Origin of the sequence: Nocardiopsis mwathae, assembly GCF_014201195.1 — a bacterium.
GTDB lineage: Bacteria > Actinomycetota > Actinomycetes > Streptosporangiales > Streptosporangiaceae > Nocardiopsis_C > Nocardiopsis_C mwathae.
The window spans coordinates 5,559,857-5,573,596 of sequence record NZ_JACHDS010000001.1; the positions used below are offsets into that span (position 1 = coordinate 5,559,857).

Annotated in this window: 10 protein-coding genes; 6 read left to right on the forward strand and 4 right to left on the reverse strand. The window is 72.3% G+C overall.

Going from position 1 to position 13,740, the window contains the following annotated elements; genetic code table 11:
- Positions 1-17: 17 nt before the first annotated feature.
- Complete coding sequence (locus HNR23_RS24425) at positions 18-509, reverse strand: hypothetical protein (protein ID WP_184079118.1); 492 nt, start codon at positions 507-509, stop codon at positions 18-20.
- Positions 510-664: 155 nt separating this feature from the next.
- Positions 665-2,281: an OmpA family protein gene (locus tag HNR23_RS24430; RefSeq protein WP_184079120.1), complete on the reverse strand. Its 1,617-nt coding sequence runs from the start codon at positions 2,279-2,281 to the stop codon at positions 665-667.
- Positions 2,282-2,453: 172 nt separating this feature from the next.
- Between HNR23_RS24430 and HNR23_RS24435 the strand changes: the two genes are divergently transcribed.
- Positions 2,454-3,638 (forward strand): epoxide hydrolase family protein, encoded by a 1,185-nt coding sequence (locus HNR23_RS24435; RefSeq protein ID WP_184079122.1) that lies wholly within the window; start codon positions 2,454-2,456, stop codon positions 3,636-3,638.
- Positions 3,639-3,675: 37 nt separating this feature from the next.
- Here the strand turns inward: HNR23_RS24435 and HNR23_RS24440 are convergent, their stop codons facing one another.
- Together HNR23_RS24440 and HNR23_RS24445 are read right to left on the reverse strand one after the other, a co-directional pair.
- A complete protein-coding gene (locus HNR23_RS24440; RefSeq protein WP_184079124.1) occupies positions 3,676-5,058 on the reverse strand; it encodes an aldehyde dehydrogenase family protein in 1,383 nt (460 codons plus the stop codon).
- Positions 5,058-6,158, reverse strand: a complete 1,101-nt coding sequence (locus HNR23_RS24445; RefSeq protein WP_246421849.1) for an AMP-binding protein — start codon at positions 6,156-6,158, stop codon at positions 5,058-5,060. Before HNR23_RS24445 ends, HNR23_RS24440 begins: the two co-directional genes overlap by 1 nt.
- Positions 6,159-6,274: 116 nt before the next feature.
- On the opposite strand from HNR23_RS24445, the gene HNR23_RS24450 reads away from it, so the two are divergent.
- The 5 genes from HNR23_RS24450 to HNR23_RS24470 all read left to right on the forward strand — a co-directional run bounded on the left by HNR23_RS24450 (position 6,275) and on the right by HNR23_RS24470 (position 13,680).
- The gene (locus HNR23_RS24450) at positions 6,275-6,982 is read left to right on the forward strand and encodes a TetR/AcrR family transcriptional regulator (RefSeq protein ID WP_184079128.1); all 708 of its coding nucleotides are present in this window, start codon (positions 6,275-6,277) and stop codon (positions 6,980-6,982) included.
- A 796-nt stretch (positions 6,983-7,778) separates the two neighbouring features.
- A complete protein-coding gene (locus HNR23_RS24455; RefSeq protein ID WP_246421850.1) occupies positions 7,779-8,525 on the forward strand; it encodes a TVP38/TMEM64 family protein in 747 nt (248 codons plus the stop codon).
- Positions 8,526-8,746: 221 nt separating this feature from the next.
- Positions 8,747-10,624: a putative sodium/potassium/calcium exchanger gene (locus HNR23_RS24460; RefSeq protein WP_184079130.1), complete on the forward strand. Its 1,878-nt coding sequence runs from the start codon at positions 8,747-8,749 to the stop codon at positions 10,622-10,624.
- Between the two features lie 156 nt (positions 10,625-10,780).
- Positions 10,781-12,436, forward strand: a complete 1,656-nt coding sequence (locus tag HNR23_RS24465) for a TIGR02677 family protein (protein WP_184079132.1) — start codon at positions 10,781-10,783, stop codon at positions 12,434-12,436.
- The gene (locus HNR23_RS24470) at positions 12,433-13,680 is read left to right on the forward strand and encodes a TIGR02678 family protein (protein ID WP_184079134.1); all 1,248 of its coding nucleotides are present in this window, start codon (positions 12,433-12,435) and stop codon (positions 13,678-13,680) included. The genes HNR23_RS24465 and HNR23_RS24470 overlap by 4 nt, the downstream gene beginning before the upstream one ends.
- The last annotated feature ends 60 nt before the right edge of the window (positions 13,681-13,740 follow it).

The following is a 13,740-nucleotide window of genomic DNA, read 5'->3' on the forward strand; positions in this document are numbered from 1 at the left end:
CACGGCTCGCCGGTCATCTAGACCCGCCAGGTACAGAGGGCCAGGAGAAGATGCGCGGCACGCCGCCGCCGCGTGCGTCGTTCACCGCGTGCGAGGAACGGCCGGACCGGGGCCGAAGGCGCCCACACCACGACGAGAACGGCGAGGCCGACGGCGAGCAGCAGTGACAGCGGGTTCGGGGTCGAGCCGCGCTGGTCCGCGTTGCCGTCCGTGGCGCCGACGCACTCATGGGCCTCCCCGGCCTGGTGTGCGCCGAACGTCATGGCATCGAGGGCCGGCCCCATGTTGGCGACGAATGTCGACGGCGCGGCGAGGGCGCCGTTGGACCCCTCGGACGGCGATGCGCCCACGCCCGATACCGACGCCGACCCCGTGGCCGACGGCGGCGCGTCGGCGGAGGCCATCTCCACGGCCGCCGCGGGGTGCCCGGCGGAGCAGAGCATGTGGAACACGACGGCGCACAGCAGCACCACGGCCAGTCGGCCGTATCGCGTGAGTGACGTCGTCATTACCCGCACGCGCCGCATCCTACATAACGAATAACGAGGCGGTATCGCGCCGATCACATTTCCGCGGTCGAATCGTCCGGGTAGCGGGGTGTTCACGCAGGTCGGCCGGTCCCGGCGAACTCTTGGAAGTTTTTCCGCCCCGGCCGGTGCCGGCCCTATTCGATCGGCACGTCCTCGAACTCCCCGAACGGCCCCGCGTCGAAGGTCACCGAACTCACCCCGGGCGGCGGGGCCGGCAGGTACAGGGACAGGTCGTTGGTGCCGTCCGGGTCCTTCAGCCAGGGGAAACCGGCCGCCTCCACGTAGTGCCGGTCGTCGCGCTTGCCCTCCTCGCCGATGCGCACGGCCCGGTAGACGACCCCGGTCTCCGGATCCACGGCGCTGAAGCCGGCGAACCGCGACCCCTGGTAGTCACCGTTTCTGAAGTGCGCGTCCGTCACGACGTTGAACTGGGTGTCGGAGGTGTTGGTGATCCGCAGGTTGGCCACCAGGTAGGCGCCGTCGCGGAAGAACGGCAGCACCTCCAGCTTGTAGGAGACGCGGCGGGTCGACGCCGTGCCGGTGCCGACGACCTCGCCGCCCGCCTCCTCGCGGAAGGGCGCGGGCGGGGCGACGGTCCCCTGCGCCCGGTCTTCGGACTTCTCGTCGGTCTCGGTGAGCTCGGTGGTCACGCGGGTCTCCTTGATCTTGTAGGAGATCTCCACGCGGCGGTTGCGGGCGCGGGCCTTCTCGTCGTCGCGCCCGCCCTCCTCGGCGATCGGCTCGGAGCTGCCGCGGCCCTCGGTTTCGTACTCGTAGTCGGAGCCGAGCTCGTCCTTGAGGAACTCGTGGACGGTCTCGGCGCGCTCCTCCGACAGCTTCCGGTTGTAGTCGTCGTCGCCCTTGCCGTCGGTGTGCCCGACGATGGTGATCGGCGGCTTCTCGGGGTCGGCGCGCTCGCGGGTCTCGGCCGCGACCTGCTTGAGGACGTCCTCGGCGTCGTCGGCCAGGTCGGCCTTGTCGAACTCGAAGAGCACGTCGGCGTTGAGCGCGACCTGCTCCTCGGTCGCCGAGGTGTCCTTCTGCACGGCGGTGCCCTCGGTGATGCCGTAGAGGTTCCAGCCGTAGCCGTCGGACACCTCGCCATCGTTCACCGGTACCACGACGGTGTCGCCCTCTTCGACGCGCCGGTAGCTCGGCGGCTCCTCGGTGGGTACCTCGCGCGGGCCGTCGGCGTCGGTGACCGGGATGCCGGTGAACGGCCCGGTCGTGCCGGGCGTGATGACGGTGATGCGCTCGACGCCGTCGGGCAGCCGCGGGTAGTGCGCCTCCATCTTGTATGCGGCGCCGCCGACGACCGAGCCCGGCAGCTCCGAGCCGATGAGGTCGCCGTCGTCGTGTGCGGGGTAGTAGAGCCGTTGCCCCACCGGGTCGACCAGCCAGACGTTGCTCGGGCTGCGGCCCAGGATCCCGCCGGAGTAGAACTCGGTGCCAGTACTGCCGCTGTCGTTGAGAGACATCGTGGTGAACCGGAGCACCGTGCGGTCCTCGTACCGCTCCACCGCGTCGACCTCGAAGGAGGCCTCGCGCTCCTGGAAGTTGCCGAACGTCCCCTCGCGGACGAACGGGCCATCGGAGTACTCCGGCGCCGCGTTCGGCGTCTCCTCGCCGTCCTCGTCGGGACCCGGGCGGTCCCTGTCCCCGACCAGGCCGCATCCGGTGGCCAGCAGCAGCCCGGCCGTGAGGACACCGCCCAGGCGGAGCGGTGTCGCGTGCAGGAGGTGTCGGGTCATGGGGGGCGTACTCCACAGGTCGGGGGATCGGGGAATGGGCGGGTGGCGATGCAGGTCCGGGCACGTGCCGTACAGCCACGCGACCGTACCGGCCGGCCATTCTCCGCGTCCAGTGGAAAAGGTGGCCGATCACGGACATCAAGTGTCCGCAATCGTTTCTAGGGTCAGGGCCATGGAATCCAGGGAGAACCCGATCACCCCGTTCCGGATCGACATCCCGCAGGCGGACCTCGACGACCTCGCACGGCGGTTGGAGCACACCCGCTGGCCCGAGGAGCCGCCCGGCATCGGCTGGGACCACGGGATCCCGGTCGGGTACCTCAGGGAGCTGGCGGAGTACTGGCGCACCCGCTACGACTGGCGGGAACAGGAGCGCAAGCTCAACGAACTCCCGCAGTTCACCACCGAGATCGACGGGCACGGCGTGCACTTCGTCCATGTCCGATCGCCCGAGCCGGACGCGGTGCCGATCGTGCTCACGCACGGCTGGCCGAGCTCGATCGTGGAGTTCCTGGATGTGATCGGCCCGCTGGCCGACCCCCGCTCCCACGGCGGCGACCCGGCGGACGCGTTCCACGTGGTGGTGCCGTCGCCGCCGGGCTTCACCCTGTCCGGTCCGACCCGCGAGACGGGGTGGACGGTGCGGCGGGTGGCCGAGGTGTGGGCCGAGCTGATGCGCCGCCTCGGCTACACCCGCTACGTCGCCCACGGCGGCGACTTCGGTGCGCTGGTCTCGCGCGAACTGGGGCTGATCGACGCCGACCACCTGGCCGCGATCCACCTCACCTCGGTCTTCTCCGCCAGTCCGGCACCTGAGGACGCCGACATGTCGGTCGAGGCGGAGCGGCGCAGCGTCGAGAAGGCCTACCGCTACGAGTACGAGCTCGGCGGGTACGCGGGGATCCAGGGCACCAAGCCGCAGCTGGTCTCCTACGGGCTCACCGATTCGCCGGTCGCCCAGCTGGCCTGGATCGCCGACGGGTTCAAGGACTGGACCGGCGCGACGAACGTACCCGAGGACGCCGTCGACCGCGACGCGCTGCTGACCAACGTCATGCTCTACTGGCTCACCGGAACCGCCGGATCATCGGCCCGGTACTACAAGGAGGGCATGGACACCTGGGGCGAGCCGGAACCGGACTCGCCGGTGCCGACCGCGGTCGGGGTGTTCCCGCACGACATCGCCCTGCCGATCCGCAGGCTCGCCGAGCGGAACCACAACATCGTCCGGTGGACCGAGTTCGACCGCGGCGGCCACTTCGGCGCGATGGAGGAACCCGCCCTCTTCACCGCCGACATCCGCGCCGCCTTCCGCGCGTTCCGTGAACCCCGAGGGGCCTGGGCGCCTGCGCTCTGAGGAGCGAGGTGCCCAGGCCCGGGGAGGGAGGTCGGGTTCAGCCGCGGATGACGGCCTTGGTGCGCATCAGGAACTCCGCGAGGTAGCGGTCGTGCGGGATGCCCGGTTCGAGCCAGTGGGTGGGGTGGTCGCCCAGGTAGACGTTGCTGATGGTCGGCTCCTCGACCAGCCGGTCGACCAGCTCCTCGGGTGCCCCGATGGCCGTGAGCACCAGGGTGTTCCGCAGCGGCGCGACACCGTCGGAGGGCGACCACGGGGCCACCCACACGCACGGGAAGCCGAGTTCCACGGCGAGCTGCGGGGCGTCGGGGCGGTCCACCTGGAAGACCGCGGGGCGGAGCACGGCGCTGCCGTCGCCGAGGTCGTCGGCGACACCGTCCCCGCCGAGCACCGCCCGGGCACCCGCCGCCCGGTCGAACAGGTACTTCTCGATGTTCGCGGCGGTCTCCGCGGGCTGTACCGGCAGTGCGGCGTCCGCGGACTCCGGGCGTCGGCTCGGGATCGAGGCGAGCCGCTCGGCCAGCGCCTCGGCGACCGGCGCCGGGTCGCCGTCGACGAACACGGCGGTGGTGTTGATGCAGCCGGTCCCGCCGTGCAGGGCGACCGAGTCGACGACGGTGTCGAGGTGGGAGCGCCAGTCGCCGCCGCTGAGCAGGATCTTCGATCGGCCCGGCCCTTGGGGCAGCACGGTCGGGTCGGCGGCGTACTTCGCGACGACGTCGTCTCCGCCGTAGACCATGGTCAGGTCGGCCCCGGCGACGATGTCGTCGGCGCCGGTGTGGTCGGTGGGCAGCAGGGCCACCGCGTCGGCTCCGAAGGCCGTCTCGCGCAGGGCGGCCACCAGGCGGTGCGGCGTGAACGGCTCGCGGCGCGAGGGGCGCACGGCGACGCGGTACCCCAGCGCCAGTGCCTCCAGCCACAGCGAGTGGACCCCGGGGTGGTTGGCGGGGGCGAGGACCGCGAAGACGTCGCCGCGGCGGGTCCACAGCGCCCGGCCCCGGCGGGTGAGCGGGTCGCGCCAGTTCTCGACCGCGGCCTCAGGGCGGGCGCAGCGCGTCGACCGGTGGGCCTCGGCCGCGGCCTGGGCGGTCCGCAGGGTCGCGGCGCGCACACCCGGCAGCGGCATCCCGGAGACCCGGCTGACCAGGCGCTCGTACTCTTCGACCGTCGTTCCCGCGACGGTGGCGGTGGCGAAGGCACGGCCGGCTTCGGCGAGCGCCGCAGCGCGCTCGTCGGCGGTGAGGGCAGGGGCCGCGCGCAGCGCGCCGATCGCCCGGTTGACGTACAGGCGCGGCACCTGGCTGAGCTCGGCCACGGGCGTTCCGGCGACGTCGGTGACGGTGAGCCGGTTGCGCGCCCGGTAGGGGCCGGTGGGCGACAGGGCGTCGAGCTGGACGGGTTCGGTGGTCGGGTCGGCCATCAGTACACCCCCTCGATGACGGGCTGGTCGCCGAAGACGGCGACCGGTGCGACGTCGGCGACCGAGTCCCCCACGTGGCCGGCGGGCGGCTCGACGCGCACGGCGGTGTCGCGCTCCAGGTTGTTGGGCAGCAGCATCGCCCGGCTGACGTGGTTCATGACGACCTGCCCGCGCTCGCCGTAGGCGACCGGCTTCCCGGTGCCGGGGTCGACGACGGAGAAGGTGACGTGCGGGGAGAAGGTGTCGAACGTGCACAGGTCCTCGTCGGCGAGGCCGGCCCGCTCGACGGTCCCCGACAGGATCATGGTGCTGCCGTAGTTGCCCCACACGTCGACGTCGGGCAGGACTTCGGTGCGCAGCAGGTGGCGGGTGTCGGCGTCCATGTGGGCGCCGCCCCACATGACGACCTGGACCCGGTCGTTGACGAGCTTGGCGACGCGGTCGTCGCGGACGAGCCGTTCGAGCAGCGGGGGCGTGGTGATCAGGGTGCCGACGGACTGGGTTTCCAGCACGTCGCGGGCCTGGGCGACGAGGTGGTCGGCGTAGCGGTCGGCCTCGTCGTGGCGGCCGTCGGCGATGCACTTCTTCACCCAGCGCGGGTCGAGGTCGACGAGGTACGGCACGCCCCCGCGGCGCCGCGCCATGCGTCGTGTCCACTCCCCGAACATGTGCGGGCCGGTGGGGACGACACCCAGCCAGTTGACGCCGCGGGGGTGTCCGCGGGCCTCCATGTGGAGCTCCTGCCAGTCCTCGGTGCGGGCCATCCATTCGTCGAAGAAGGGGAGCCGCTTGGGGGTGCCGGTGGTGCCGCCGCTCTCGAAGACGCCGACGAACGTGGCCGCGCCCTCGTAGCCTTTGGGCACCAGGTCCCCGGTGGGGACGTGGCGGAACTCGTCGACGACGTTGGGGAAGAGCCGCAGGTCGTCGAAGGTGTGGACGTCGCGGATCGGGTCGAAGTCCAGCGTCTTGGCCCGTTGCAGCCAGTAGGGGGACCCGGTGCGGGGGCTGAAGTGCCAGCGCATGGCGGCTTCGATGAACTCGGTGGGGTCCGGGGGGTCGGCGAGTGGGAAGTCCAGGACGGGGTCCGGTGCGAGTGCCATGATCATCCTCTCGACGGGCGGGTCCGCGCGCGGCGAGCCTGGGGGTGGACGCACGCGAGCGGGCGAGCCGATGATGTACGTCGAGAATATGTTTACAAGTCTGGAAAGTAAAGAAAATGAGCCCGACGGATTCCGCCCGACCTGAAGGGGGAGCCCTGAGACCCGACGACCGATCAGCGACCGGGCGCGACGACGCCCCCGGCCGACACGGAGGCGCGACCGAGGCGGCGTCGAGCCGCGACCGCGGCCGCCCGCGCGACCCGGCGATCGAGGCGGCGGTGCTGAAGGCCGTCCGCCACCGCCTCGCCCTGGACGGCTACGCGCGCATGAGCATCGCCGACGTCGCCGCCGACGCCGGAGTCACCCGCCCCACGATCTACCGGCGCTGGCCGACCAAGCTCGAACTGGTGACGGCCGCCGTCGACTACGCCCTCACCCGGTTCGCCCCGCTTCTTCCGCCCCCCGACGACGACCGCTCGGCCTTCGACGACCTCGTCGGCCTGCTGCGCATCCTCAACGAGGCGATGACCAGCCCCGACGGCGGCTTCGACATGATCAGCGCGGTTCTGGCCGAACGCCGCCAGACCCCGGAGCTGACCGCGATGATGCGCGAACACGGCATCGAACCCCGCCACGCCCTGCTCGAATCGGCACTCCGCCGCGGCCGGGAACGCGGCGAACTGCGCGCCGACCTCGACACCGACATGCTCGCCACCATGCTCCAGGGCAGCCTGCTCCAGTCCTACCTGCGCACCGGCGAGTTCGACCCCGACCTCCCGCACCGCATCGTCACGACGATCCGGCCGGCCATCGCCGCCTCCTGACGCCCCCTCCGCGCCGACCTCGGCGAGGTGCACCGGATACCTGCGAATATTCGGTGCACGTCGCCGAGATCGAAACGCCCCACCTCGGCCTGGAGCTGCGCTGGGACCGCATCCGGCGGCTCCCTTCCGGGTCCGGCGCGCGGTGGGCGGGGGAGGTGGGTCGGACGGGTCACGGCACGGCACGGCACGGCACGGCGCGTGGGCCGACGGCCCGCGGTCGAGGGCAGAGCGCCGGACTAGACCCGGATGACGCAGAGGGAGAGCAGGAGGCGGGTTCCGCTTCGAGGGCGTAGCCGTCGCCGCAGGAACCGGTTGAGCGGTCCGGTCCGCGGAGGAACCGCCCAGGCCGCCGGGATCAGCGCCGCGCCGAGGGCGAACCACAGGAGTGCGGAGGACGGGCCGATGCGGTTGTCCCCGCCCAGCGCCGCGCCGCCATCGCAATGGGGGCCTTCGGCGTGCTCATGCCCGTCGCCCGCGGGGGCACCCGCGGACTCGGCCGACTCCGCGGTGGCGTGCGCGCCCTGCGTGGAGGGTGCGCCGACCGCGGCCTCGGCGTGGCACGTGGACTAGAGCAGTGCGACGGAGACCAGCAGCGCCGACAGCAGCCCTCGGGCCAAGGGCCGCCGTAGCACTGTCACGGTCTGCGCGAACACGAGGCGAAGAATACACAACGGACATGTGGGGCGCGTGTGTCCTACGGGACTTTCGTCGGAGACCACAACGCCCAGCGGCGTCCCCTCTCACCCCGGTCACCCCCGTCACCGCAGGTCCGCGCGGCCGGGATACTGGGGGACCAATGGTCCGATCAGGGATGGGCGAGCGCGGGTCGTCGGCGATGACGACCCGGCCCGGAGTGCGCGCGGCGGCGTTCGCGGCCTTCCTGGCGGCCGCCGTCGTGATCGGCCTGCATGACCCGGATCTCGCCGTACTGACGGAGTGGATCGATGCGGCGGGCGCGGCCGCGCCGCTGCTGTATCTCGTCGGATATGTCGCGGCCGCGCTGGTCTTCGTCCCGCGCCCGCTGCTGAACGCGATGGCGGGAGTCCTCTTCCCCGCGTGGCTGGGCGTGGTGGTGGCGCTCGCCGGTGGCGTCGTCGCCGCCTCGGCGCAGTTCGCACTGGCCCGCCTGCTGGCCGCGGACGCCATCGCTGCGCGCCTACCGCCCACCGTCGTCGCGCGGCTCGACCGCCTCATCGACCGCAACGGCCTGCTCGCGGTGGTCCAGTTGCGCCTGCTCCCCGTCGTCCCCTTCGCGGCGGTCAACTACGGTTTCGGGCTCACCGGGATCGGATCCGCGGTCTTCGTCCTCGGCACCGCGCTGGGAAGCCTTCCGGCGACCGTCGCCTTGGTCCTGCTCGGTGACACGGCCACGGACCCGCTGTCGCCGGGCTTCCTGATCTGCGTGGTGCTCTTCGCGGTGCTCCTGGTCGCGAGTCGGGTCGTCGGCAGGGTGGCCGACGGTCCGCGCCGCAATTCCCCAGATCAACAGGCTGTGGAAGGGGAACGGCCCCAGCCAGGAGGCAAAGGCGACAAAGCGCCGTAGTGCCGCGGCTCTGGCGGATTCAATAACTTATCGGCAACCCTGTTACTCGCGGGTACATTTCGGTGCTGCGGCGACGCTAGGATCATTCCACCTTCTCCCCGGGACGCGCCGCATGGGATGAGGACCCCGCGAAACTCCTCCCCATACCCCGCACGGCCGTGCCCTGGGATTTTTCCCCACGTTCCCCGTTACGGGATCCGAATGTCCCTGGGATGGAATCAATGCGTTCACACCCCCTTCGGTGGCTCGCCGCCGCCGTGGCCCTGAGCCTGCTCGCGAGCGCCTGTTCGCCGGATGACGGCTCCGCGGACTCCCCCACATCCCCCGAACTCACCGAGGTCAGCTCCCGCGCCGACGAGGAGCTGCCCGTCGCCCCTGGCCACGCGGCGCTCGCCCGCACCACCGACGAGGAGACCTCCTTCGCCGGCGAGGTCGCGGTCGACGCCTACGACCCGGACGGCCGGACCGCCACCATCGCCGCCCCCGACGGCACCGTCGACCTCAAGGAAGGCGACGTGGTGGCGCTCACCCCCACCGCGAACCTCCCCGACGGCGCGCTGTTCAAGATCGCCGAGGACGCCGCAGCCACCGCCGGCGGGACGCAGGTCGCCACGGAGGAGGCGACCATCGTCGACCTGCTCGGCGACGCCGAGGCAAGCGTCCGCGGCGAAGTGGACAACATCGAGGTCACGCCGCTCGTCGGCGGCGTCGCAGCGCACACCGACGGCGGATTCGACCCGCCGGAGGAGCCGAAGGGCGAAGCGACCTCGGCCGACGAGCTGATCCCCGAGGCGGCGGCGGGTTCCGGCAGCGGCTCCGGCGCCGGGTCGGAGTCCGAAGGGGAGTCCGGCGGTGACACCGCGCCCGACACCGGCGAACCCCGGTCCGGGCCGAGCGCAAAGCCCGAGGCCGACGAGGCCGACAAGTCCGAGTCCACGGAGGAAGCGCCGGAGCCCGGCGCGGCCACCGACGACAACTCGGGCGCCGAGGACGCGGCCAAGGACAAGGAAGAGGGAGCGGCCTCCGAGGAGAAGTCTCCGGACGAGGAGAAGAAGGACGACGAGGCGAAGGAAGAGAAGAACGCAGCGGAGAAGAACAAGGAGGACGACACCGGCGCCGACGCGGCCGGGAACGGCGACGAGAACGACGACAAGAACGACGGGAAGAAGGCCGACGACGCGCAGCACGAGGCCGCGGACGACTCCGGTGCCGATGACACGTCGGACAAGGCGGACAAACCGACCAAGGGCGGCGACGGCAACGGGCGGCTGACCGTCCCGTCCCCCGCCGAGCACTCCCTCGTGCGCCCCGAGGCGCGGCACGACTGGCAGACCCTCGCGCTCGAACTCGACCTGGAACTGCCGGACTGGGTGAAGGCCACCGACCAGAGCGAACCCACCCTCAAGGGCTGGGTCGAATACACCCCCGAACTCCTCTTCGAGTACCAGCGGCGCAGCTGGATCGACCCGCGCCCGGAGCGGGCCACCATCGGCCTCGGCGGCGCCTACGACTACGGCTGGCAGGTCCACGGCGAGATCTCGGGCACCCACCGGGCACAGAAGGTGCCGTTCGCGGAGGTCCGCCTCGACCGCACCCTGGTGGTCGCGGGCTTCCCGATCGTGGTGTCGGCGGACATGACGTACTACTACACGATCACCGCCGACGGCGCCGTCACCATCGACGTCGACGCCCGCACCGTCGGCTCCTGGGCCGCGGCCGGAGTCTACGAGAAGAGCGCCGGCTGGGACACCGTCAACGAGGTCGTGCAGAACGCGGCCGACTCCACCCACATCAACGGCGCGGCCGACCTCAACGCGGGCGTCGGGGTCGACGCCGAGATCGCGCTCTACGGCTCGGCCGGTGTCGGCGCGGAGTTCAACCCCTACATCCGGGCCGATGTCGCCGCCGAGATCGACGACCGCAAGGCCGACTACGACGTGGCCCTGTACGGCGGCCTGGACCTGCGGGTGCAGCTCTTCCTCACCCTGCGGATCCTGGGCATCACCCTGATCGACGAGCACCTCGACATGGTGCGCCTCCACCGCGAATGGGTCCTGGTCCACACCTCCGACCTGGTCTCCCTGGACGCCTCAGCCTGACCGACCGGTGGGCGGGCCCACCATCGCCCGCCCACCACGCGAATCCCCCCGGCCGGACCGCCCCCAGCGGCCCGGCCGGGGGCGCGATCCGCACGGCCGAGCGAGTCCCGAAAAGCGGCGAGCGGCGGCGTCCGCATCGGGTAACAATGGGTGGTGATGTCCGCCGCAGCAGACCCCAGGACGGCCACCCCGGACGACGCCCCGGAGCAGCCGTCCCGCCATCGCCCCTTCAGCTACCTCACCGCCCCCAACGCCCCCCTGTACCGGGCGGTCATGGGCGTGTTCGTGCGCGAGAAGGAGCGCTACACCGTCCACCTGCGCCCCGAGGAAGTGCACCGGCTCCTGCCCGACGCGCACCGCCCCGACGAGCCGGACACCGTGGTCGACGCGCTCGACCGGCTCACCGAGTGGGGCAACCTGCGGCCCGACCCCGACACCACCCGGGTCACCGCCGTCGAGGACTTCTACCGGCGCCGCTACATCTACCAGCTCACCCGTGAGGGCGAGGCCGTCGAGGAGGCCCTGGCCGCCTACGACGCCGGACTCGGCCGGCGGGGCGCGCTCCAGGCCGTCGCCCTCGCCGACATCGAAGCGCGGCTGCGCGAGCTCCTCGCCCACACCCGGCAGGAATCCCCCGACGCGGCCGTGGTCCACCTCGCCCTGCGCGACCTCGCCGGCCGGTTCGGCGACCTGGCGGACAACGCCCGCGCCTTCATGGGCTCGCTCCAGCGCACCATCGACCTGCACGACGCCGACGTGGCCGCGTTCCTCGCGTACAAGGACCGGCTGATCGGCTACCTCGAACGGTTCATCGGCGACCTGGTCGTCACCGGGTCCGCCGTCGCCCGCCTCCTAACCGAGCTGGAGCGGCCCGGCCTCGACGGCGACCCGGCCGTCGACCGGCTCCTGCGCATCGCGGCCGAGCGCGACGCCGAGGACGCCGCACCGGACGGCCCCGGCACCACCGACCCGGCGGCCCGTCCGGACAGCACCGCACTCGCCGCCGCCCTCGACCTGTGGCGGGGACGCTGGGACGGCCTGCGCGGCTGGTTCCTCCACTCCTCCGGCCACGAACCCCAGGCCAAGCTGCTGCGCTCGGCCGCCCACAGCGCCATCCCGCAGCTGCTCGCCGTCGTCTCCGCCCTCAACGAACGCCGTTCCGGCCGCTCCGACCGCTCGGCGGACTTCCGCGCGCTCGCCCGCTGGTTCGCCGCAGCCCCCGACGACGCCTCCCGGCACCGCCTGTGGCGCACCGCCTTCGGCCTCTACCCCGCCCGCCACCTCACCGTCGACGCAACCACCCTCGACGCCCGGCAGGCCGACCCGGTGCCGCCGAATACCCCCTGGGCCGAGGCGGAACCCCTTCGGATCAGCCCCCAACTGCGCAAGACCGGCACCTACGAGCGCCGCGGCAAGCCCAACAGGATCACCGACCGCACCGCAGAGCGGCGCCACCTCGCCGAGCTCAACCGCAAGCAGGCCGAGGAGATCGCCGCCGCACGCGCCCGCCTCGACACCGGCGGCCCGATCCGCCTCTCCGACATCGGAGAGCTCGACCCCGCTGCCTTCGGCCTGTTCCTCGGGCTGCTCGGCGACGCCCTGTCCACGTGGCGGCCCGGCACGACCCACACCGTCGCCACCAGCAACGACGGCGGAATGGCGATCCGCATGCGCGTCCTGGACAGCGGGGGGACCGCCGAGATCCGCACCCCGCACGGCGTGTTCCGCGGCCCCGACCACCTCGTCGAGATCACCGACGTGGACGGGCGCGCGGCCGAGGAAGCCTATGGGCAGGAGGCCCCGGGGACATGAGCCCGACACGCGCCCCGCTGGAGGAGCGCAACCGCGAACAGCGCCGCGCCGAGATCCGCCGCGCCGCCCGCGCCCTGCTGCGCGAACCGCTGCTGCGCGGCGAGGGCCGCACCGCCGACGACTTCCGGCTGGTCCGGCAGTACGCCCGCGAGCTGCGCGAATGGTTCGACCGCAACACCGGCTGGCCGCTGCAGGTCGACAGCGAGATCGCCCGCCTGCGCAAGTCCCCCGGCGACGTCCACGTCTCCACCCACGCCGCCCGCGAGACCGGCGGAGCCAAACTGCCCTTCACGCGCCGCCGCTACGTCCTGTTCTGCCTGGCACTGGCGGTTCTGGAGCGGTCCGAGAAGCAGATCGCCCTCGGTCGGCTCGCCTCGAACATCGTGCTGGAGGCCGCGGAACCCTCCCTCGCCGGAACCGGCATCGCCTTCACCCTCGAAGACCGCGGCGAGCGCACCGACCTCGTGGCCGTCGTCCGGCTCCTCATCGAGCTGGGCGTACTCGGCCGCGTCGCCGGACACGAGGAGGACTACGTCCGCGACACCGGCGACGTCCTCTACGACGTGCGGCGCCGCGTCCTGGCCGGGCTGCTCACCGGCCGCACCGGGCCCTCCATGATCACCGCCGAACCGTTCGAGGAGCGGCTGGCCGCCCTGGCCGCCGACCCGGCGCTCGACGCCATGGACAGCGACGACCTGCGCAACCGCTCCCTGCGGCATGCGCTGACCCGCCGCCTCCTCGACGACCCCGTCCTCTACCACGCCACCCTCACCGAGGCGGAGGCGCACTACCTGACCAGCCAGCGCGCCGCGATCACCACCCGGATCACCGAGCTGACCGGCCTGGTCGCCGAGGTCCGCGCGGAGGGGATCGCCATGGTCGACCCCGACGACGACCTCACCGACGTCCGGATGCCGGAGCAGGGCACCCACGGCCACATCACCCTCCTGCTCGCCGAGCGCCTGGCCGCCGACGGCACCGCGCCCGTCCCGCTGGCCCGCCTCGAAGCCGACATCCGCGAACTCGCCCGAACGTACGGCGGCTACTGGTCGAAGACCGCCAGAGAACCGGGCGCCGAACGCGAACTCGTGGCGCGCGCCGTCGAGAAGCTCGCGGCGCTGTCCCTCGCGGAGACCGGCACCGACCCGGCGACCGGAGAACCCACCATCGCCCCGCTCCCGGCCCTGGCCCGGTACGCGGTCGGCGAGCCCGTGGTCCGCACGGCAGGGACATCGCGACCATGATCCCATTCCCCCACCGCAGCCCCCACCCTTCCGATGATCTCGGAGATATTGGGGTCTCAC